Annotated in this window: 19 protein-coding genes and 1 riboswitch; of the genes, 10 read left to right on the top strand and 9 right to left on the bottom strand. The window is 70.5% G+C overall.

Going from position 1 to position 21816, the window contains the following annotated elements; genetic code table 11:
- Window positions 1–45: 45 nt before the first annotated feature.
- Together ACWA15_RS04930 and ACWA15_RS04925 are read right to left on the bottom strand one after the other, a co-directional pair.
- Window positions 46–669, bottom strand: a complete 624-nt coding sequence (locus tag ACWA15_RS04930; RefSeq protein ID WP_464058326.1) for a MarC family protein — start codon at window positions 667–669, stop codon at window positions 46–48.
- Window positions 666–1520, bottom strand: coding sequence for a PHP domain-containing protein (locus tag ACWA15_RS04925; RefSeq protein WP_464058325.1), 855 nt, complete (start codon window positions 1518–1520; stop codon window positions 666–668). The genes ACWA15_RS04930 and ACWA15_RS04925 overlap by 4 nt, the downstream gene beginning before the upstream one ends.
- Window positions 1521–1668: 148 nt before the next feature.
- On the opposite strand from ACWA15_RS04925, the gene ACWA15_RS04920 reads away from it, so the two are divergent.
- Both ACWA15_RS04920 and ACWA15_RS04915 read left to right on the top strand, forming a co-directional pair.
- Complete coding sequence (locus tag ACWA15_RS04920) at window positions 1669–2505, top strand: alpha/beta fold hydrolase (RefSeq protein ID WP_464058324.1); 837 nt, start codon at window positions 1669–1671, stop codon at window positions 2503–2505.
- Between the two features lie 32 nt (window positions 2506–2537).
- On the top strand, window positions 2538–4091 hold the full coding sequence (locus ACWA15_RS04915) for an aminopeptidase P family protein (RefSeq protein ID WP_464058323.1): 1554 nt from the start codon (window positions 2538–2540) through the stop codon (window positions 4089–4091).
- Between the two features lie 56 nt (window positions 4092–4147).
- Here ACWA15_RS04915 and ACWA15_RS04910 read toward each other — a convergent pair whose 3' ends face one another.
- Window positions 4148–4837: a YflT domain-containing protein gene (locus tag ACWA15_RS04910; RefSeq protein WP_464058322.1), complete on the bottom strand. Its 690-nt coding sequence runs from the start codon at window positions 4835–4837 to the stop codon at window positions 4148–4150.
- Window positions 4838–4957: 120 nt separating this feature from the next.
- Here ACWA15_RS04910 and ACWA15_RS04905 point away from each other — a divergent pair, with 120 nt between their 5' ends.
- The 8 genes from ACWA15_RS04905 to ACWA15_RS04870 all read left to right on the top strand — a co-directional run bounded on the left by ACWA15_RS04905 (window position 4958) and on the right by ACWA15_RS04870 (window position 14088).
- Window positions 4958–6241, top strand: coding sequence for a magnesium transporter MgtE N-terminal domain-containing protein (locus tag ACWA15_RS04905; RefSeq protein ID WP_464058321.1), 1284 nt, complete (start codon window positions 4958–4960; stop codon window positions 6239–6241).
- Window positions 6234–6779 (top strand): DUF1003 domain-containing protein, encoded by a 546-nt coding sequence (locus tag ACWA15_RS04900; RefSeq protein ID WP_464058320.1) that lies wholly within the window; start codon window positions 6234–6236, stop codon window positions 6777–6779. The genes ACWA15_RS04905 and ACWA15_RS04900 overlap by 8 nt, the downstream gene beginning before the upstream one ends.
- A gap of 50 nt (window positions 6780–6829) precedes the next feature.
- On the top strand, window positions 6830–7999 hold the full coding sequence (locus tag ACWA15_RS04895) for a P-loop NTPase (RefSeq protein ID WP_464058319.1): 1170 nt from the start codon (window positions 6830–6832) through the stop codon (window positions 7997–7999).
- Window positions 8000–8130: 131 nt separating this feature from the next.
- The gene (locus ACWA15_RS04890) at window positions 8131–9117 is read left to right on the top strand and encodes a hypothetical protein (RefSeq protein WP_464058318.1); all 987 of its coding nucleotides are present in this window, start codon (window positions 8131–8133) and stop codon (window positions 9115–9117) included.
- A gap of 285 nt (window positions 9118–9402) precedes the next feature.
- Window positions 9403–10392, top strand: coding sequence for a hypothetical protein (locus ACWA15_RS04885; RefSeq protein WP_464058317.1), 990 nt, complete (start codon window positions 9403–9405; stop codon window positions 10390–10392).
- Entirely contained in the window at window positions 10389–11972 is a 1584-nt protein-coding gene (locus tag ACWA15_RS04880) for an efflux RND transporter periplasmic adaptor subunit (RefSeq protein WP_464058316.1), read from the top strand. Before ACWA15_RS04885 ends, ACWA15_RS04880 begins: the two co-directional genes overlap by 4 nt.
- Window positions 11969–12682 carry an ABC transporter ATP-binding protein gene (locus ACWA15_RS04875; RefSeq protein ID WP_464058315.1) on the top strand — a complete coding sequence of 238 codons (714 nt, stop codon included), beginning with the start codon at window positions 11969–11971 and terminating at the stop codon, window positions 12680–12682. Before ACWA15_RS04880 ends, ACWA15_RS04875 begins: the two co-directional genes overlap by 4 nt.
- Window positions 12682–14088, top strand: coding sequence for an ABC transporter permease (locus ACWA15_RS04870; protein WP_464058314.1), 1407 nt, complete (start codon window positions 12682–12684; stop codon window positions 14086–14088). The genes ACWA15_RS04875 and ACWA15_RS04870 overlap by 1 nt, the downstream gene beginning before the upstream one ends.
- 83 nt (window positions 14089–14171) lie before the next feature.
- Here ACWA15_RS04870 and ACWA15_RS04865 read toward each other — a convergent pair whose 3' ends face one another.
- From ACWA15_RS04865 to ACWA15_RS04840, 6 genes are all read right to left on the bottom strand, one after another.
- Entirely contained in the window at window positions 14172–14972 is an 801-nt protein-coding gene (locus ACWA15_RS04865) for an exodeoxyribonuclease III (RefSeq protein WP_464058313.1), read from the bottom strand.
- Window positions 14973–15008: 36 nt separating this feature from the next.
- The gene (locus tag ACWA15_RS04860) at window positions 15009–16382 is read right to left on the bottom strand and encodes an MFS transporter (protein ID WP_464058312.1); all 1374 of its coding nucleotides are present in this window, start codon (window positions 16380–16382) and stop codon (window positions 15009–15011) included.
- Window positions 16383–16485: 103 nt separating this feature from the next.
- Window positions 16486–17379, bottom strand: coding sequence for a bifunctional methylenetetrahydrofolate dehydrogenase/methenyltetrahydrofolate cyclohydrolase (locus ACWA15_RS04855; RefSeq protein WP_464058311.1), 894 nt, complete (start codon window positions 17377–17379; stop codon window positions 16486–16488).
- 181 nt (window positions 17380–17560) lie between these two features.
- Window positions 17561–18850 (bottom strand): serine hydroxymethyltransferase, encoded by a 1290-nt coding sequence (gene glyA / locus ACWA15_RS04850; protein WP_464058310.1) that lies wholly within the window; start codon window positions 18848–18850, stop codon window positions 17561–17563.
- 119 nt (window positions 18851–18969) lie between these two features.
- A riboswitch (ZMP/ZTP riboswitch) is annotated at window positions 18970–19101 on the bottom strand.
- A gap of 107 nt (window positions 19102–19208) precedes the next feature.
- Window positions 19209–20312 carry a substrate-binding domain-containing protein gene (locus ACWA15_RS04845; RefSeq protein ID WP_464058309.1) on the bottom strand — a complete coding sequence of 368 codons (1104 nt, stop codon included), beginning with the start codon at window positions 20310–20312 and terminating at the stop codon, window positions 19209–19211.
- 159 nt (window positions 20313–20471) lie between these two features.
- Complete coding sequence (locus ACWA15_RS04840) at window positions 20472–21809, bottom strand: sugar ABC transporter permease (RefSeq protein ID WP_464058308.1); 1338 nt, start codon at window positions 21807–21809, stop codon at window positions 20472–20474.
- Window positions 21810–21816 lie beyond the last annotated feature (7 nt).

Genomic DNA, 21816 nt, shown 5'->3' with positions numbered 1-21816 from the left:
GGCCACCGGCCACGCCCCTTCGTCGTCCGCACGGTGCGGTCCCGGTCAGCCGGCCGCCTTGACGAAGGCGGTCACGGCGTCGGCGATGAGCTGGACGGCGATGGCCGCGAGCAGCAGGCCGGCGATCCGGGTGACCAGGAGCGTGCCGCTCTCGCCCAGCACCTTGTGCACGACGTTGGCGAAGCGCATGGCCAGCCACAGGCACACGCACACCGTGACGAAGCCGAGGAAGATCGAGATCCAGTCCTCGCTCGAGCCGTCGGCGCGCTGGACGAACAGCATCGACGCGACGATCGCGCCCGGGCCGGCGAGCAGCGGGGTGCCGAGGGGGACGAGGGCGACGTTGACGCCTTTCGCCCCGGGCTTGGGTTCCTCCATCTTGCCGGTGAGCAGCTCCATCGCGATGAGCAGGAGCAGCAGCCCACCGGACGCCTGCAGCGCCGGCAGGGAGATGTGCATGTAGCTGAGCAGCTGTTGGCCGAACACCGCAAAGGCGAGGATCACCCCGGCGGCGACGAAGATCGCGGTCCGCGCGGCCTTGGCCCGCTGCTTGTGGGTCATGGCGCTGGTCAGCGCAAGAAAGATGGGAACTGTCCCGGGCGGGTCCATGATGACGAACAAGGTGATGAACACCTCGGTGAACAGGCGGGCGTCGAGCAGTGCGCTCACTGACGAATCACTTCACTACGACCTAACTCCTCTATCCGTGCGAACACCTCGGGGTGGGTGGTGTTCTCTGCGAGCCGGTTCGGTTTTCCGGTCCCGTGGTAGTCGCTCGACCCGGTGATGAGCAGGCCCAGCGACCGTGCGATCTCGGTGAGTCGCACCTGTTGTGCCTGACTATTGTCCCGGTGGTAGACCTCGAGCCCGACCAACCCCGCCTCGGCCATCTCCTCGATGACCGCGTCGGGGACCACTCGACCGCGCCCGTCTGCACCTGGGTGGGCGAAGACCGGGACGCCGCCGGCGTCGTGCACCGCCCGGACGACCTCGATGCAGTCCGGGGCGTAGTGGGGCACGTAGTACGGGGTCCCCGGGTGCAGGATCGAGGTGAACGCCGCGGACCGGTCGCTCAGGTACCCCAGGGCGACCAGCGCGTCGGCGATGTGCGGGCGCCCGATGGTCGTCCCCAGCTCGGTGTGGGCGAGGACGTCCTCCCAGGTGATCGCGTAGTCGATGCCGAGGCGGTCGACCATCTGCCGGGCGCGTTCCGTGCGGGCCGCCTGGACCTCGGCGTTCTGCAGGATGAGCGCCGGGTGGGTCGGGTCGTGCAGGTAGCTGAGCAGGTGGACGCTCACCCCGTGGGAGCGGGCCGAGAACTCCGTCCCGCGGACGAGCGCGACGCCGAGCCGGCGGGCGGCGTCGGCGGCCTCGGCCCAGCCGGACGTCGTGTCGTGGTCGGTGAGGGCCACGACGTCGAGCCCCGCCTCTGCTGCTGCTGCGACGACGCCGCCGGGACTATCCGTCCCATCAGAGGCGTTGGAATGGGTGTGGAGGTCGATCACCAGGTCGCGAGGCACACCCTCACTGTACTTTCACGCTGCACGCCCAGGGCTCCCGCCACCGGCGCCGGAGTCCGTGACATTCTCGGAAGTGGTGACGCCTTCCTCGTCTCTGCTCTGTAGTTCTGTGCTCTCGATCAAGCTCCCGATCAACAAGGTGGTTCCTGTGCGGCGTCCGGCTCTCGTGTTCATCCATGGTGTCCGCAGCTCGAGCGCACTCTGGGAAGCCCAGCTGCAGGCCGCGCACGCCGCCGGCTACGAGGCGGTCGCCGTCGACCTCCCCGGCCACGGCGCGCGCCGGGACGAGCGCTTCACCCTGGACGACGCGTTCACCGTGATCGACGACGCGATCGCCTCGATCGTGGATCCGGCCAGCCCGGTCGTGCTGGTCGGGCTGTCCCTCGGCGGGTACGTCACCCTCGAGTACGCCGCCCGGGGCCCTGCCCGCCTCGCCGGTGTGATCGCCTCCGCCTGCACCTGCGACCCCAAGGGCAAGCCCGTGCGGATGTACGGCCAGATCGCCCACCACGTGACGCGCGCCCTCTCCTCGGTGCAGTCGTGGGCGGGCTCGGTCGCGTCCTTGGCGGGCCGGTGGACCCCGGCGCTCGTCCCCGACCAGGCCGGTCGCCGGCTCCGGGTCGACGGGGCGTCCGTGCCCTTCCGTCCCGGCTGGGACGTGGTCACCGACATGCTCGGCCAGCTCGCCGGGCGGTCCTCGATCGACAACCTTCGCCAGATCACCGTCCCCACCTGGTTCGTCAACGGCAAGCGTGACCACATGCGCGTCGAGGAGAAGAAGTACCTCGCCGCCGTCCCGACCTCCCGCCTCGTGGTCATCCCCAAGGCCGGTCACGACGTGAGCTTCGAGGCCCCGGACGAGTTCAACCGGGTGATGCTCGCCGTCCTGGAGGACGTCGAGCACGAACGCGCCACGCAGCCCGTGGCCGCCCGCGCGGTCCCCGCTGCGCCGGCCACGGCTGTGGTCGTGGCGCACGGGGTGTGAGGCGGAGTGTGAAGGAGTGTGAAGATGGACGCATGAGCGACCAGACCACACCCCTGACCCCCGTCCAGGATCTCACCACCCACCCCGCGGAGAGCTCCGACGAACAGCCCCTTGCCGACCGCGGAGACAACCGCTCCCAGCGGCCCTCCTCGCCAGCCTTCCGGGACTTCATCACGGGCAGCTGGGCCCCGCGCTCGGACCTGTCGGTCCAGGCCGGCCCCGCCGCCGCGTTCACGCCTGCCCGCCGTGCGGCGATCTCGGCGGCCTTCCCCGGTGACCGCCTGGTCATCCCGGCCGGCACGCTCAAGCAGCGCTCCAACGACACGGACTACCGCTTCCGTCCGCACTCGGCCTTCGCTCACCTCACCGGTCTGGGCACCGACCAGGAGCCCGACGCCGTGCTCGTGCTCGAGCCGGTCGCCGGCGGACCGCACGAGGCCGTGCTCTACGTGCGTCCGCTCGCGGACCGGGACACCGAGGAGTTCTACGCCGACTCCCGGTACGGGGAGTTCTGGGTCGGCGCCCGCCCCTCCCTCGCCGACGTGACGACGCTCACCGGGATCCGCGCCGCGCACATCGACTCCCTCGCCGACGCGCTCGCCGTCGACACCTCCACGGTGCGCCTGCGCGTGGTGCCCGACGCCGACGAGCACATCGCGATCCTCGTCGAGTCGCTGCGCGCCGAGGCGGAGACCGACGCGCAGGCTGCTGCCTACGACGAGCTGGACGCCGAGCTCGCCGAGGCGCTCTCCGAGCTGCGTCTGGTCAAGGACGCCTACGAGATCACCCAGATGCGCGAGGCCGTCGCCGCCACCATCGACGGCTTCGCCGAGGTGGTACGCGCCCTGCCCCGCGCCAGCGACCACCGCCGCGGCGAGCGGCTCGTGGAGACGACCTTCGATGCCCACGCCCGGCTCGAGGGCAACACCGTGGGCTACGAGACGATCGCCGCCTCAGGCGAGCACGCCACGATCCTGCACTGGATCCGCAACGACGGGCAGGTCCGCCCCGGCGACCTCATCCTGCTCGACGCGGGCGTCGAGGTGGAGTCGCTGTACACCGCGGACATCACCCGCACCCTCCCGGTGAGCGGCACGTACACCGACGTCCAGCGCAAGGTCTACACGGCCGTGCTCGACGCCGCCGACGCGGCCTTCGCGGTCGCCCGCCCGGGCTCACGGTTCGCGGACGTGCACGCTGCCGCGATGGAGGTCATCGCGGACCGGCTGGCCGACTGGGGGCTGCTGCCCGGGACCGCCGAGGAGTCCCTCGACCCCGAGGGTCAGTTCCACCGCCGGTGGATGGTGCACGGCACGAGCCACCACCTCGGGCTCGATGTGCACGACTGCGCGCAGGCGCGGCGTCAGATGTACCTCGAGGCCCGCCTCGAGCCGGGGATGGTCTTCACGATCGAGCCGGGCCTGTACTTCAAGAACGACGACCTCTCGGTCCCCGAGGAGTACCGCGGGATCGGCATCCGGATCGAGGACGACGTCCTCATCACCGCCGACGGCCACGAGAACCTCTCCGCAGCGCTCCCCCGCCGCCCCGAGGCCGTCGAGGCCTGGATGGCCACCCTCCGCTAGACCCGCCCCACCCCACCCCAGCACTCAGCGGGGTGGGAGGAGGTCTGGGGTGTCGGTCAGGGGTTGGGGGTCTGGGTGGGGTACTGGGGCTTGCCGTCGACGACGCGGACGCCGTACTTGGGCTCGCCGGTCGGCGCGGGCGGGGTGGGTGCCTGCGGTGTCGGCGGGGCGGTCGGCTGCGCCGTGGGTGACGGGGTGGGCTGCTGGGTGGGTACCACTGGCGGTGCCGGCGCGTAGCCGACCGGCTGCCCCGCGACCGGCGCCGAGCCCTGCAGGTTCTTCTCGCGCAGGAGCCGCACCGCCTCACCGGCCCGCTCGCTGTCGCAGAGCAGGGCGTAGGACGCGGCCACGATCTGGCTCGCGGAGGTGAAGTCCCGCTTGCCGCGGGTCAGGGAGTAGGACAGCACCGAGAAGAGCAGGCCGAACCCGGCCCCGATCCCGATCGCCGCGAACATCGGCAGGACCGTCCCGTCACCGCTGAACAGGGAGAGCACCAGCCCGACGAAGAGACCGAACCAGGCGCCCGAGGCCAGGCCGGCCGCGGCGACCCGGGAGTACGTCAGCCGGCCGGTGACCCGCTCGACCATCTTCAGGTCCGTCCCCACGATCGTGACGTGCTGGACCGCGAATCCCGCCGAGGACAGCGCCTCCACCGCCTTCTGCGCATCGAGGTACGTGGAGTAGGAGGCGATCTGGTCGCCGCGCGGGAGGGTGGGAAGCTTGGGCGCGACGTTCTGGCGAGGCATGCTCATATCTCATTCTCGCCCACCTCCTGCGAACCCGCCAGGGTCCGGATCTGTGACGTTCACCAGCACAAACAGTGATCGACGCACACCTGAGGGCGCACCAGTGCGTACGCTTACCGCGTGAGCAGCGTCGGAACACAAGTATTCGTCGCGCGCCTCGCCGGAACCATGGTCTTCGATCCGATCGGCGACCAGGTCGGGCGGGTGCGCGACGTCGTCATCCTCATGGGGTCCAAGGGCGCGCCCAGGGCCGTCGGTCTCGTCGTGGAGGTCCCCGGTCGCCGCCGGGTCTTCCTGCCGCTGACCCGGGTCACCGCCATCGACGCCGGCCAGGTGATCAGCACCGGACTGCTCAACATGCGCCGCTTCGAGCAGCGTGCGCTGGAGACCCTCGCGGTCGGTGAGCTGCTGGACCGTCCGGTCGAGATGGCCGACGGCTCCGGCAAGGCCACCGTCGAGGACCTGGCCATCGAGAAGCAGCGCACCGGGGACTGGCGGGTCACCAAGCTCTTCATCCGCCGTGCCCCCGAGGGCAAGTCGGCGCTCGGCCTGCGGCGCCGGGGCCACACCCAGGTCGTCGACCTCGACGCGGTGACCGGACTCGCCGACACCGCGGCGACCCAGGGGGCCGCCCGGCTGCTCGCGGCATACGACGACCTCAAGCCGGCCGCGCTGGCCGACGTGCTGCACGAGCTGGGCGAGAACCGCCGCCTGGAGGTGGCCACGGCCCTGGACAACGAGCGCCTCGCCGACGTCCTGGAAGAGCTCCCCGGCGACGACCAGGTCGCGATCCTGTCCTCCCTCGACAACGACCGCGCCGCGGACGTCCTGGAGGCGATGCAGCCCGACGACGCCGCGGACCTCCTGCACGAGCTGCCCGTCGCGCAGGCCGCCGAGCTGCTCAGCCTCATGGAACCCGACGAGGCCAAGGACGTGCGGCGCCTGCTCGCCTACGACGAGAACACCGCCGGCGGCATGATGACCACCGAACCGGTGGTCCTGTCCCCCGAGACGTCGATCGCGGCGGCCATGGCGCACATCCGCCGGGCCGACCTGTCCCCGGCGCTGGCCTCCGTCGTCTTCGTCGTGCGCCCGCCGCTGGAGACGCCCACCGGGCGCTTCCTCGGCGTCGTGCACTTCCAGAAGATGCTCCGCGAGCCCCCGCACGAGCCGCTCGGCTCGGTGCTCGACTCCGACGTCGAGCACGTGCGCACCGACGCCCCGCTCGGGCAGGTGGCCCGTCTGCTCGCGGCGTACAACCTGCTCGCCCTGCCGGTGCTCGACGCCGAACGCCGCCTGGTGGGCGTGGTGAGCGTCGACGACGCGCTCGACCACATGCTCCCCGAGGACTGGCGGGAGAGCGACGACTCCGAGAGCACCCTGGAGGGGGGACCACGTGGCTGACCGGCTCGACACACCCAAGGAGGCCAAGCGGTCCCTGCTGCCGACCATCCGGGTCGAGCAGGACTCGTTCGGCCGTTCCGCCGAGGGCATCGCCCGGTTCATGGGTACGCCCCGCTTCCTGCTCTACATGACGATCTTCTGCATCGTGTGGCTGGCCTGGAACGTGTGGGGTCCGGAGAGCCTGCAGTTCGACTCCGCGGCGCTCGGCTTCACGGCGCTCACCCTCATGCTCTCCCTCCAGGCCTCGTACTCGGCGCCGCTCATCCTGCTGGCGCAGAACCGCCAGACCGACCGGGACCGGGTGACCGCCGAGCAGGACCGCCAGCTCGGGGAGCGCAACCTCGCCGACACCGAGTACCTGGCCCGGGAGATGGCCGCGCTGCGGATCGCGCTGAGCGAGGTCGCCACCCGCGACTTCGTCCGCTCCGAGCTCCGCAACCTGCTCGAGGACATCACCCTCAAGGACAGCGTGCGCGACGCCGAGCGCGAGGTGGAGCGCCAGACGGAGCGCGAGGGCGAACGCCCCGGGCAGTCCTGACCCGACCTAGGTCATGCCGGGGCGCTCCCTGCGCTGCGTAGGATGGCGCCATGGCTGACTCCCTCCTCCCGGCTGACCTGACCGCCCTCGAGACCACCGTCCGTGAGGCGCTCGCCACTGTCATCGACCCGGAGATCCGCCGACCGATCACCGAGCTCGGGATGGTGCGCTCCGTCGTCGTGCAGGAGATCGCGGGGCGCCCGGGGGCGGCGCGCGCCGTCGTCGGGATCGACCTCACCACGGCCGGGTGCCCGATGAAGAGCACGCTGACCAGCGAGTCGAGCGCCGCGGCGCTCACCGTGGCCGGGATCGAGGACGTGAGCATCGAGCTCGGGGTGATGAGCACCGAGCAGCGCCTGAGCCTGCGCACGCTGCTGCGCGGGGGCACCGGCGCCCCCGAGATCCCCTTCTCCAAGCCGGGCTCGCTCACCAAGGTGTACGCGATCGCCTCCGGCAAGGGCGGTGTCGGCAAGTCGACCGTGACGGCGAACCTCGCCGCCGCGATGGCTGCGGACGGCCTCAAGGTCGGTGTGCTCGACGCCGACATCTACGGCTTCTCGATCCCCCGCCTGCTGGGCGTGACCGGGCAGCCCACCAAGGTCGACAACATGCTCCTGCCGCCGATCTCCCACGAGGTCAAGGTCGTCTCGATCGGCATGTTCGTACCCGCAGGGCAGCCGGTCGTGTGGCGCGGGCCGATGCTGCACCGCGCGCTCGAGCAGTTCCTCGCCGACGTGTTCTGGGGCGACCTCGACGTGCTGCTGCTCGACCTGCCCCCGGGCACCGGCGACATCGCCATCTCCGTGGCCCAGCTGCTCCCGGACAGCGAGATCGTCGTGGTGACCACCCCGCAGGTGGCCGCCGCCGAGGTCGCAGAACGCGCCGGGTCCGTGGCCATGCAGACCAGCCAGGGGCTGGTCGGCGTCATCGAGAACATGTCCTGGCTGGAGCAGGCGGACGGCTCCCGGCTCGACCTGTTCGGGACCGGCGGCGGCGAGCGGGTCGCGGCGAACCTGTCGTCGTTGACCGGCACGCAGGTCCCGCTCCTCGGGCACATCCCGCTCGACGTGACGCTGCGCGAGGGCGGGGACGCGGGGGTACCCGTCGTGCTCAGCGATCCTTCGTCCCCGGCTGCGCTGGCTCTCATCGAGATCGCCCGGGGGCTCGCGACCCGCGGGCGCGGGCTGGCCGGGCGGCGGTTGGGGCTCAGCGTCGTCTGACACCCGACGATCCGCAATATCCCCTTGTGGGGGGGATACGTGCAGGGTGCGCCGTCTCTAGGGTGAAGGCAGCAGCGCGGCGACCGGCGTCAGCGCGAGCATGCTTCCTCGCCGAAGGAGATCTGCCGACGATGATCCGCCCCGCCCACCTGCGCCTGTCCTCAGCGGTTGTCCTGGTCGGCCTGGTCAGCCTGGTTGCTCTCGCCGGGTGCTCCGGCGGCGCGAAGGCCGGCTCCGACGCTGCCGAGCCCGTTGACGGTCCGGTGACCGCGATCCTCCGCGAAGCCTGGGGCGACTTCGGCCTGGAGAGACGCGCGCAGCAGGATGTCGAGGCCGAGAACCTCGTCGCCGAGTGCATGTCCGCGGAAGGCTTTGAGTACGTCCCGCAGGACCACTCGAGCACGAGCAGCACCGTCGCCGACGAGGACTACGTCGACCAGAACACCGAGGAGTGGATCGCCGAGAACGGCTACGGCATCGGGCTGGACATGCGATCGGCGAACGAGACCGTCGACGGTGAGGAGCAGCTCGACCCGAACGCGGACTACCTCACCTCCTTGTCCGAGAGCGAGATCACCGCCTACTTCCAGACCCTCTACGGCAAGCACCCGGAACTGGCTGATGAGGACATGGAGACCTACGAGGACAGGTGGGAGGACGAGGGGTGTCGCGGCTGGGCCCAGCACGAGGTCGCCGGCGACGAACAGGACCCCACCACCGACCCCAGGTTCGCAGACCTCCTGGAGTCGATGAACTCGATCTACACCAAGGGCGAGCAGGATCCACGGGTCCTCGAGGCGGCCGCCGGGTGGGCCGACTGTATGGCCGACGCCGGGTTCACCGGGCTTGCCACCCCTGACGACGGTTACAACTCCGTGTCGGTCCAGAATGTGTTCGTCAGCGAGACCGGGGGCTCCGTCACCCCCTCGACCCAGGCCATCGCCGAGTTTCGTGAGCTCGAGATCTCGACCGCGCTCGCCGCCTTCAGGTGCAAGGAGAAGGTCGACTGGGCGGGAGTCCGCGCCCAGGTCAACCTCGAGGGTGAGGAGCTCTGGATCAAGGACAACAAGGTTGCCCTCGAGGAGTTCGCCGCCGCCCTCCAGGAACACCTCACATAGTCCCGAGCCGCACCGACCATGATGATCACCAGGAGCGAGACGCTGTCGGTGACCCTCCTCGTCGGCCTGCTCCTCGCCGCCGGAGGCTCTCCTCGACGCGTACGTCGCCGCCGTCGAGGACGCCGGTCAGCCGATCGGATGACTCCCACCTGCGGGAACAGAAGCGTTGTCCTCCTCTAGGGGGATACGCGGGGTATTCGTGGCATCTATGGTTGTCCCAGCAGCGTGCCGCCTAGTGCTGCTTTCAACCATTTTGCGTTTCTCGCCGAAGGGGACCCGCCACCCATGTTCCGACCCTCCCACCTGCGCTGGACCTCAGCGCTGACCCTCGCCGGACTGCTCGCTCTGACCGGGTGCTCGGACGACAAGGCGTCCGGTTCCGACGGCTCAGAACCTGAAGAGGGCCCGCTGTCCAAGATCCTCAACGCCGCCTGGGGCGAGTACGACGAGGAGGAGAACAACCGGAAGCAGGCTGAGGTCGAGAACCTCGTCGCCAAGTGCATGGCCGAGGAGGGCTTCGAGTACATCCCGCAGGAGATCTCCACGTCCTCCTTCACTCAGGAGGACTTCGACGACCAGAACACCGAGGAATGGGTCGCCAAGAACGGGTACGGCATGTCCATGGGCATGGAGCCTGAGGAGAGCGTCGACGGCGAGGAGCCCGAGGAATGGGTCGACCCGAACGCCGACTACCTCGCCACGTTGTCCGAGGGCGAGACGACGGCCTACTACGAGCTCCTCTGGGGCGTCCAGGACGAGATGACCGAGGAGGAGTCGGAGGACTACGAGTACAACTGGGAGGACTCCGGTTGCCAGGGCGCCGCCCAGCACGAGGTCTACGGCGAGGAGGACATCTACTCCGACCCCCGGTTCGAGGACCTCATGGAGTCCATGAACGAGATGTACACCGACAGCCAGAAGGACCCCCGGATCACCGAGCTGGCCACCAAGTGGGCCGACTGCATGGCTGACGCGGGATACACCGACTTCGCCACCCCTGACGAAGCCATGTCCTCGGTCAGCGACGCGCAGAACGAGCTCTATGTCTTCGACGGCGAGATGACCGAGGAGTACACCGGCCCCTCGGACGAGGCCATCGCGGAGTTCCGTGAGCTCGAGCTCTCGACCGCGCTCGCCGACTTCACGTGCAAGCAGGAGGTCGACTGGGAGAAGGTCGGCATCGAGGTCAACCTCGAGTTCGAAGAGGCCTTCGTCAAGGACAACAAGGCAGCGCTGGACGAGTTCGTCGCCGCTGTCGAAGAGTCGCGCAAGTGAGCGGCACCGGCCGAGGCACCGCCCTGCTGCGCGGCAACCGGGTCATCTGGCTGATCGCGATCGTCGCCGTCCTCTCCCTCGCGGCCGGCGTGCTGCTCAGCCGCTTCATCGAGTCCCCCAGCGACGCAGCCGCGAAAGCACAGCCCCCCGCCGCAGGACTCATCACCGTCCCCGTGGAGAACCGCGTCATCGCCAACGACGTGACGATGCGCGCCGACGTCCTCTACGACGAGGCGGTCGAGGTGACGATCGAGACCGGTGAGATCTCCGGGGCCGCCGTGGTCACCGGGAAGGTCCCCGAGGTGGGGACCGAGCTGGCCGCGGCGTCGATCCTGCTGGAGATCGCCGGGCGCCCGGTCATCACCCTGCCCGGGGAGCTGCCCGCCTACCGGAGCCTGCGGGTCGGGGTCTCCGGGCCGGACGTCCTCCAGCTCAAGCAGGCCCTGGTGAGCGTGGGGATCGACCCGGGCAGTGTCGACTCGGACCTCTTCGACGCCCGCACCTCCGCCGCCGTCGACAAGCTCTACGTCATGGCCGGGTACCCCTCACCGGCCGCCTCCCAGGAGAGCCAGGACGCGCTCACCGGTGCCCGGTCCGCGCTCACCTCCGCCAAGGACATGCTCACAGCGGCCGACGCCGAGCTCACCACAGCGAAGTCCGGACCGACCAAGGCGGACCGGCTGGCCGCCGACAACGCCGTCAACAGCGCGGTGCGTGCACGCGACACGGCCGTCGCCGAGCGCGACGCCCCAGCCGGCGTCGACCTCGACGGGGTTGCGATCCCCAAGGACACCCGTGCCCTGGACAACGCCGTCGCCGACGCCCAGGACTCCCTCAACCTCGCGGTCGTCCAGCGCGACGCCGTGATCGCCGGGACCGGCTCGGCCGCCCAGCAGACCGCCCGCAACACCGCGAGCCAGGCCGTCAAGGACGCCGAGACCGAGCTGGCCAAGGCCCTCGAGGCCACCTTGACCTCCCTCCCGGCGAGCGAGATCACCTACTTCCCCGCGCTCCCCCGGCGCGTCGACCAGGTCACGGTGGCCCGCGGCGACACGGTCACCAGCGCCAAGGCCGTCATGAGCGTCTCGGGCGCCGACGTCGTCGTCTCCGGCTCGGTGGCCGGCTCGGACGCCGAGCTGCTCGCGGCCGGCATGACCGGTGCCTTCCCGCTCCCTGACGGCACCACCGCCACCGCGACGATCACCGAGATCACCGCGGCGGAGAAGACCGAGGAGTCCGAGGGGGGCGAGGGTTCCACCGACGGCGCAGCCGCGGGCACCGGCCGATTCACGGTGCTCTTCACTCCGGACGCGCTCACCCCGGAGCAGATCGCCAGCCTGCAGGGCTCCAACATCAAGGTGACCATCGGGGTGAACTCGACCGGTGAGGAGGTCCTCGCGGTGCCCTCGGCCGCGCTAACCGCCGGGCCGGGCGGGGAGTCACGGGTCGAGCGCAAGACCACCGGCGAGACGACCGAGCTGATCAGCGTCGAGACCGGCCTGGCTGCCGGCGGCTACGTGCAGATCGTCTCTTCCGAGATCGACCTCGCCGACGGTGACCTCGTCGTGGTGGGCAAGTGAGCGTCACCGAGGAGATCCACCTCCCCCGGCCGCTCACCCACCCCGTCGTCGAGCTCGCCGGGCTGACCCGGACCTTCCTCGGCCCACCCGACGTCAACGCGCTCACCGGCGCGAACCTCGTGGTCAACCCCGGCGACTACCTGTCGATCATCGGCCCCTCCGGATCGGGCAAGTCGACCCTGCTACACATCCTCGGGCTGCTCGACCGCCCCACCGACGGGGAGTACCTGCTGGACGGCCTGCCGACCGGGAAGGCCTCCGAGGCCGACCGGTCGGCGCTGCGCGGGGGACGGATCGGCTTCGTCTTCCAGTCCTTCCACCTGCTGCCCAACCGCACCGTGCTCGACAACGTGCTGCTGGCCACCCTCTACTCCGGGGTCCCGCGGGGCGAGCGGACCAGACGCGCCAAGGTCGCGCTCGAACGGGTGGGCCTGGAGCACCGGATGACCTTCACGCCGTCGACCCTCTCCGGCGGTGAGCGCCAGCGCGTGGCGATCGCCCGCGCCGTCGTGGCGAGCCCCAAGCTGCTGCTCGCTGACGAACCGACCGGGAACCTCGACACCACGAACTCCGCCGGGATCATGGACCTCTTCGACGAGCTGCACCGTGACGGCCTCACCCTCATCGTCATCACCCACGACCTCGCCGTCTCCGCCCGCGCGACCCGCAGGGTCCGGATCACCGACGGCGAACTGACGGAGGTGGACTGATGGACCCTGTCTCGACCCGGACCGCGCCGCAGGAGGACCTGCTCACCCCCGTCCTGCCCGACGTCGGCCAGGAGCCCCCGAAGCCCCGTCGCCGCCCGCGGCTGCCACGCTTCCTGCGCCGTCTCCTGCAGCGCGGTGGGCGGGGCGGCCGCCCCGCGAAGGCGCAGATCCACCTCAGCCACCGCCGCGACCGCTTCTCGGTCAAGGACCTGTTCGCCGAGGCTGCCCACGGCATCGGCGCCCGGCCCGGCCGGCTGCTGCTCACCATCCTGGGCACCGTGCTCGGCATCGGCAGCGTCGTGGTCACGGTCGGCCTCGCCCAGACCGCGGCCGGCCAGATCAGCGCGCAGTTCGACGCGGTGGCCGCGACCCAGGTGGTCGTCGAGTCCGACACCACCGGCAGTTCCTGGAGCGGGAACGCCCGTCCCCTGACGAGGCTGCCGTGGGACTCCGCCGAGCGGGTGCTACGGCTCAACGGCGTCGAGCGGGCGGGCCTCATCGCCGCCGTCGACACCGCCGGCGCCAAGGTGACGGCCGTCCCGGTCAACGACCCCTCCGCCTCGGCGAGCATCGGCCCGGCGGTCCTGGCGACGTCGGGCGGGCTGCTCGATGCCGTGCGCGGGGAGATCGTCACCGGGCGCTATTTCGACGAAGGGCACAGCGACCGCGGCGATCGCGTCGTCGTGCTCGGTGAGCGCGCCGCGGAGAAGCTGGGGATCAGCCGGCTGGAGAGTCAGCCGTCCCTCTTCATCGGCGACGACAGCTACACCGTCATCGGGATCGTCGGCGCCATGGAACGCCGCCCGGACATGCTCGACGCGGTGATCCTGCCGATGGGCACCGCGCAGGTGGACTTCGGCCTCACCCGCCCGGACGAGCTGCAGATCCAGATCGCGACCGGGGCCGGGCCGCTGGTCAAGACCCAGGCCCCGATCGCGCTCGACCCGAACGGACCGGAGAACTTCAAGGTCAAGGCTCCCCCGGCGGCCTCCGAGCTGCGGGAGAACGTCCAGGCGGACATCAACGCGATCTTCCTCGCCCTCGGCGGGGTCGCCCTGCTGGTCGGCGGGCTGGGGATCGCCAACGTCACGCTGCTGTCGGTGATGGAGCGCCGCGGGGAGATCGGGCTGCGCCGCGCGCTCGGGGCGACCCGGCGCAACATCGCGTGGCAGTTCGTCGTGGAGTCCGTGGTGATCGGCCTGCTCGGCGGGCTGATCGGCGCCGCGATCGGGGTGTTCGTCGTGGTCGGCGTGTCGATCCTCAAGGACTGGACGGCGATCCTCGACATCAAGATGGCCCTCGGTGCCGCCGCGATGGGCGGGGTGATCGGCCTCCTGGCGGGTCTGTACCCGGCGATGAAGGCGGCGGCGATCGAGCCGATCACCGCGCTGCGCGGGGGGATCTAGAGCGATGGCCGACGGCGTGACGGTCTGAACCTGCAGTCGGCAGGCCCAGACCGTCACACCGGCCGAGATCGTTCAGGTCGAGGTCACAGCGCGTAGTCGACCACGAGCGGTGCGTGGTCGCTCCAGCGGGTCTCGTAGGAGTCCGCGCGGTCGACGCGGACGTTGGAGGCGTGGTTGGCCAGGGCCGGGGTGACGAGCTGGTAGTCGATGCGCCAGCCGGAGTCGTTGGCGAAGGACTGGCCGCGGTTGGACCACCAGGTGTACGGACCGGGGCCGTCGCCGCCGTGCAGCCGCCCGAGGTCGACCCAGCCCTGGCCGAACCAGGCGTCGAGGTAGGCCCGCTCCTCGGGCAGGAAGCCCGCGCTCTTGAGGTTGCCCTTCCAGTTCTTGATGTCGTTGTTCGTGTGGGCGATGTTGAGGTCCCCGGCCACCACGACGTGCTGGCCGCTGGCCATGAGCTCGCTCAGGCGGGCGCTCACCTTGTCCAGGTGGGCGTACTTCTGGTCCATCTTCGGGGTGCCTGCGGTCCCGGAGTGGACGTACGTCGAGACGACGGTGATGCGCTCCCCGGACGGGAGGTCCAGGTCGGCCTCGACCCAGCGGCCGGTGTCCACAGGGACCTCCGGGTCACCGTTGCCCAGGCCGATGCGCACGGCGTGGAAGGGCAGCCGGGAGGCGATCGCGACGCCGGCGCGGCCCTTGATCTCGCAGGCCTCGTGGACGACGTTCCAGTCCTCGCCGAGCAGAGTGGTGACGATGTCGTCGGGGGCGCGGACCTCCTGGAGCAGGAGGATGTCGGGTTGGCGCTCGGCGAGCCAAGCCTCCATACCGTTGCGGTAGGCGGCTCGGATGCCGTTGACGTTGGCGGTTGCGATGGTGACCATGCCCCTATCCAACCGCATGTCAGGGACAGGTCCGCATCACCTCGTGGGCTTGACGCCCACCGGCGGGGGGATCACGGTCGACGCGGTGGCTCCGGCCTCGGGCACCGGTGTCTTGGGCACCGCGGTCTCGTGGAACCTGCGCGCGAGCACGGCCGACACGAGTGCAAGGAGCGACAGCACGACGAATCCGGCACGCAGCGCGTCTGCGGTCGCGAAGACACCGGTCAGCGCCCCGCCCAGGACCGCGCCGACGTACGTGAAGACGTTGAGCCGGGCGACCGCCTGGTCGGTGACTGCCTCGACCGACACGCCGACCCCGGGGGCGCCCTGACCCGCCAGCGCGGCCGCCTCCGCCGCGCGGTCCCCCGCGGCGGAGAAGGCGAGCGGTGCGACGACGCCGAGCCCGAGCCCGGCTGCCGCGAAGCCGACGAGGGCCACCGGCCAGCCGGGCGCGAGGGCGACCGCGAGCAGCCCGGCCGCACCGACCGCCCCACCCAGACGCACGACCGCGACCCGTCCGCCCCGGGCCACCCAGGAGTCGGCGAAGAGCCGGGAGACGATGAGCGTCGCCTGGTAGGCGGCATACCCCAGGGGGGCGACGACCGCACCAGCCTCCAGGACGTCGCGCAGGAACGGCGCGCCCCAGGTCGACGCCGAGGAGTCCGCGACCGGGAAGGCGAGCATCGCCGCACCCAGCACGACGATCGTGGACAGCGGCACGGGCGAGGCACCGGTCCGGGCGCGCGGCGCACCGGCCGGCAGCGCGTCGTCGGGCAGGGCTGTGTGGCCCAGGGCTGCACGGGGCAGGGCTGCGGCCTGGTCGCGGACCAGGCCCCGGGAGAGCACCAGCGTCGCGGCGACGACGACGAGCGCGATGGCCGGGAGCGACTCGTCGAGCTCGGCGCCCAGTGCCGCCGCGCCCGAGACGCTCAGCGCGCCGAGCACCCCGCCGGCGGCGTTGGCCGCGAAGAAGGAGGCGAGGACGCTGCGCCGGTAGCCGCGCTCGACCGTGATGCCCTGCATGCTCGTCGAGGCGTCCACCGCACCCAGGAAGAGCCCGTAGGCACCGAAGGCGACGAAGAAGGTGGGCCACGTCGTCGCGAGACCGACCGCGAGGACGGCCAGGGCCGCGCCGATCAGACCGCCGGTGACCACCCGGGCGGAGCCGTGCCGCGCGGCGAGCAGCCCCGAGAACGCGCTGCCGGCGCCCGCACAGAGGCAGACGCCGAGGACGACGAGGGTGATGACCGCGTCGTCCATGCCGAGGCGGTCCTTGTAGGTCGGGACGTTCGTCAGCATCACGGCGAAGGCCATGCCCTGGACGGCGTAGGCGGCGGTCACGCTCCCACGGGCGCGGCGCAGGGTGGGACTCGCGGGAGGGGGTGGCGTCGACCGGCGCGCGGAAGTCATGGCGGCACACTAGCCCCTCATACCCGGACGGACCTCCTGATCTCGCGTCAGGAGGTCCCGTCCGTGCTGGTGAGCGCGCCGCTGTGGCGGGTCAGGCGGTGGGTCAGGCCTGGCTCGCGGCGAGGTGCCGCTCGGCGCTGTCGACGACGTTCGCGAGCAGCATGGCCCGCGTCATGGGCCCGACGCCGCCGGGGTTGGGCGAGATCCAGCCGGCGATCTCGGCCGCAGCCGGGTCGATGTCGCCGACGACGACGGACTTGCCCGTCTCAGGGTCGGTCGCGCGGCTGACGCCGACGTCGATGAGCACGGCTCCGGCCTTGACGTCCTGTGCGCGGACGATGCCCGGCACACCCGCAGCGGCGACGATGACGTCGGCCGTGCGCAGCAGCGCGGGCAGGTCCGTCGTCCCGGTGTGGGTGAGGGTCACGGTGGCGTTGACGGCGCGGCGGGTGAGCAGCAGACCGATCGAGCGACCCACCGTCGTCCCCCGCCCGACGACCACGACATGCTTGCCGGCCAGCGAGATCCCGTTGCGCTCGATGAGATCGATGATCCCGGCCGGGGTGCACGGCAACGAGGAGGTGATCGGCTCGTTGGTGCGCAGCACCAGGCGGCCGAGGTTCATCGGGTGCAGGCCGTCGGCGTCCTTGTCGGGGTCGATGAGCTCGAGCACCCGGTTCGTGTCGATCCCGCGGGGCAGCGGCAGCTGGACGATGTACCCGGTGCAGGCGGGGTCGTCGTTGAGCCGGCGCACGGCCGCCTCGATCTCGTCCTGCGTCGCCTCGGCTGGCAGATCCTCGCGGATGGAGGCGATGCCGACCTCGGCACAGTCACGGTGCTTGCCGGCCACGTACCAGGTGGATCCCGGGTCCGCGCCCACGAGCAGGGTGCCCAGCCCGGGCGTCGAGCCGGCCTCGCGCAGCGCCGTGACACGGACGGTCAGCTCGGCTTTGATCTGCGCCGCAGCGGCCTTGCCGTCAAGAATCTGTGCAGTCATGTTGTTCTCCTTCGTTCCGCCAACCACCGGACAACCCGCCAAACGGACCCGCGTCCTGCCAACCCGCGCCGACCACGCCCCGACCCACCCGCTGAGTGCGGGCGAACGGCTGCCCAAACCGGACATCCGGCAGCCGTTCGACCGCACTCAGCGGGGTGGGACTTCGTGGCGCGCGGGTGGGTCAGTACTGCTGGAGGCCGGGGTAGAGGGGGAAGCTGGCCGTCAGCTTGTCGACGCGGGCCTTGAGGGACTCGACGTCCGTGGCCGCGCCGTTCTTCAGGGCGGTCGCGATGATGTCGGCCACCTCGGTGAACTCGGTGTCGCCGAACCCGCGCGAGGCGAGCGCCGGGGTGCCGATGCGCAGGCCCGAGGTCACGCGCGGAGGGCGCGGGTCGAAGGGCACCGCGTTGCGGTTGACCGTGATGCCGACCGCGTGCAGGAGGTCCTCGGCCTGCTGGCCGTCGAGCTCGGAGTGACGCAGGTCGACGAGCACGAGGTGCACGTCGGTGCCGCCTGTGAGGACCGAGACGCCGGCCTTCGTGACGTCGTCGGCCACGAGGCGCTCGGCGATGATCTTCGCCCCGCGCAGCACGCGCTCCTGGCGCTCGGCGAACTCGGCCGAGCCGGCGATCTTGAAGGCGACCGCCTTCGCGGCGATGACGTGCATGAGCGGGCCACCCTGCTGCCCGGGGAAGACGGCCGAGTCGATCTTCTTGGCGAACGCCTGCTTGGACAGGATGAAACCGGACCGCGGGCCACCGATCGTCTTGTGCACGGTGGAGGAGACGACGTCGGCGAAGGGCACCGGGTTGGGGTGCAGGCCGGCCGCGACGAGCCCGGCGAAGTGCGCCATGTCGACCCAGAGCTTCGCGCCGACCTCGTCCGCGATCGCCCGGAAGGCCGCGAAGTCGAGGTGGCGGGGGTAGGCGGACCAGCCGCCGATGATGACGTCGGGGCGCTCGGCCAGGGCCGTCTCGCGGACCTTGTCCATGTCGACGAGGTGCGTCTCCGGGTCCACGCCGTAGGCGGAGACCTCGTAGAGCTTGCCCGAGAAGTTGATCTTCATGCCGTGCGTGAGGTGACCGCCGTGGGCCAGCTCGAGGCCGAGGATCTTGTCGCCCTTGTTGATGAGGGCGTGCAGCACCGCGGCGTTGGCGGTGGCGCCCGAGTGCGGCTGGACGTTGGCGTGCTCGGCGCCGTAGAGCTCCTTGACGCGGGCGATGGCGAGGTTCTCGGCGATGTCGACCTGCTCGCAGCCGCCGTAGTACCGGCGGCCCGGGTAGCCCTCGGCGTACTTGTTGGTCAGCACCGAGCCCTGGGCCTCGAGGACGGCGCGCGGGACGAAGTTCTCGCTCGCGATCATCTCGAGGGTGTCGCGCTGGCGAGCCAGCTCGCCGTCGAGGACGGCGGCGATCTCGGGGTCGACCTGGGCCAGGCCCTGGTTCATAACGGTCTCGTTCTGGGCGGTCATGCTTCTCCTTGCGGCGGGGCGGGCCGGTCGATCCCCTGGACGGGGCGACCGGACTGTGGCCTGCTGTGTGTGAGAGCACCCGGATGGCTCATCCGGGCACGCGCACGCACGGTGCGGGTGACCGGGGCCCAGGCGAACGACCCGAAGTCGAGAGAATGCGTCGCTCCCCAGTGGTGATCCACCATTCCACGCTGCCCTCGCGGTCTCATTGACCAGGAGAGGAGCAGGATGCGCCAGTCGCGACCGGGCCAGCCTAACCCACCAGGGCGGGCACGTGCCAGAGGCCTGGTCCTGGGACGACGACGGGGCCCCGCCGGATGGCGGGGCCCCGTCGTACGTCAGATCCGGTCCCGAGGGACTACTTCAGCAGTGCGAGGCGCTCGGGGTCGTTGGCCCAGAACTCCTGTGCGGTGGCCTTGGTGACGAGCACCGGGTCGAGCTGGTAGACGGCGACGTCCTTCTTGCCGTTGTAGACGTCCTCGTCGCCGGCCGGAAGCGGGTTGCCCTTCTGGGCGTCCTGGACCAGCGAGACGGACTTGGCGACAAGATCGGTGGTCGGCTTGGCGACGGTGGACCACTGCTCGCCCGCCCAGATGGACACGACGGACTCGTTCTCGCCGTCGAGCCCGCTGACGACCGGCGTCTCCTGACCGGCCTGCTTGGAGGAGGTGAGGATGGCACGGGCGATGCCGTCGTTCGGGGACAGCACGCCGTCGATCTTCTTGTCCGCGTAGAACCCCGAGAGCAGGGAGTCCATCCGCGACTGCGCCTTGCCGTTGTCCCAGTCCAGGGTCGCCACCTGGGTGAACTCGCTCTGCCCGGAGACGAGGATGAGGGTGCCGTCGTCGATCTTCGGCTGGAGGACGGACATGGCGCCGGCGAAGAAGGCCGGTGCGTTCGGGTCGGCAGGTCCGCCGCCGAAGAGCTCGATGTTGTACGGCGCCTCACCCTTGCGCTCGGCGAGGCCCTCGAGGAGCGACTCCCCCTGCAGCACCCCGGTGCGCAGGGACCCGAACTGGACGACGCCGTCGACCGCGGTGGTGTTCTCGATCATGCGGTCGTAGCCGATGACGACGATGCCGGCATCGGTGGCCTTCTCCAGGACGCTTCCGAGCTGGGTCCCGTCGACGGCACCCACGATGATGACCTCGGCGCCCTGCTCGATCATTGCCTCGATCTGCTGCTGCTGCTGGGGAACCTTGTTGTCAGCGGCCTGGACCAGCGGCGTGAAGCCTGCTTCGGTCAGCTGCGCAGAGAAGAGGTCCTGCGCTTCCTTCCAGTTCTGGGTCCCGAGCCATGGGAGGGACACGCCGATGACGGCGTCGGCGGCGAAGCCTTCTTCCGCTGACGAGCCCTTGGCTCCATCTGCGTCGGCGGCGCGGCCGTTGTCGCTTGAACAGCCAGCCATGGCCAACGCGCTGGCGGTGACCAGGCCCACGAGGCCGAGCATCTTCTTGTTCATGTGTGTCTCCTTGTGAGGGTGCGCACCCGACGCTGGGTACGCCTCGGAATCCCGTGAGCGTGCAGGCTGACGGGTCTGTGGCTACTGGGCTCCGGCAGAGTGCTGGGCCAGCAAGTGGGTGGGTGTGATGCAGTGCGGGTGAGATGCGGGGTGGAGCGGTCAGGCCGGGCTGGAACCGCCAGCCTTCGGCGTCGGGCGCCCACCGTCGGCGGCGGTCATCAGCGACTTCGAGGAGGCCGCGCCGACCAGTGCAGGAGTCTCCTGCTCGGCGGCCCCGCCCACCTCGGTGGGCGGCTTCTTCCCGAACAGCAGGCCCGTGATGGACGGCCGGCCCTGCTCCTTGTTGTAGACGTCGAAGGCGACGGCGATGAGCAGCACGAACCCCTTGATCACCTGGGTGCGGTCTGCTCCGACTCCCATGAGCATCAGGCCGCTGTTGAGGACAGCCATGACCATCCCTCCGACCATCGCCCCCATGACGGTTCCGATGCCTCCGGAGACCGCAGCCCCGCCGATGAAGACGGCGGCGATCGCGTCGAGCTCCCAGGACGTCCCGTCGGTCGGTCCGGCGGCTGTGGCACGCCCGACGAAGAGGATCCCAGCCAGCGCCGCGAGGAACGACATGTTCATCATGACGAGGAAGTAGGTCCGCTTGACGTTCACGCCGGACAGCGCGGCCGCCGCCCGGTTGCCGCCCACCGCGTAGACGTGGCGCCCGAAGGTCGTGCGCTGGGTCAGCACGTGGTAGACGATCACGAGGGCGACGAGGATCAGACCTGGGATCGGGAACGAGGTGCCCGGCCGACCGCTGCCGAAGAGGTAGGTGACGTAGCTGATGAGGCTGACCACGACCGCGACGCGGACGAGGATCGGCCAGAGCGGCGAGGCGACGTCAGACACTGCTGCCTGGCGGCGGAACTTCACCACCTCGGACCATCCGTAGACGAGGACTCCGATGATGCCCAGGAGCAGCGTGGAGTTGTTCATCTGGGTGAAGGTGGGGCCCCATTCAGGCAGGTAGCCGGCGCCCAGGACACGGAACTCGTCGGGGACGGGGACCGAGATGGACTTGCTCAACCAGATGACCAGTCCGCGGAAGATCATCATGCCTGCGAGCGTGGTGATGAAGCCGGGGATCCCGATCTTCGCCAACCAGAATCCCTGCCACGCGCCGATGAGGGCACCGAGGGCGAGGCCGAGGACCAGGGCGATCCACCAGGGCAGCCCCCAGTCGCGTGCGGTCAGCGCCACGACCATGCCGACCAGGCCGGCGACAGATCCCACCGACAGGTCGATCTGCCCGATCACGATCACCATGACCATGCCGATCGCGAGGATCAGCACGTACGCGTTGCCCGCCAGGAGGTTCTGGACGTTCGACGACGTCAGCATCCGCCCGTCCGACGCCACATTGAATCCGATGAGGAGCGCAATGAGCGCGAACACCATCGTGAACTGGCGGTACTCGCCGCCCAGCACTTGCTTGAGAGACTTCATCGTCGGT

It is taken from the genome of Sanguibacter sp. TS_SC_8, from assembly GCF_055361235.1.
The sequence above is the reverse complement of the archived record's forward strand: the minus strand, read 5'-3'. Positions and strand labels throughout refer to the sequence as shown.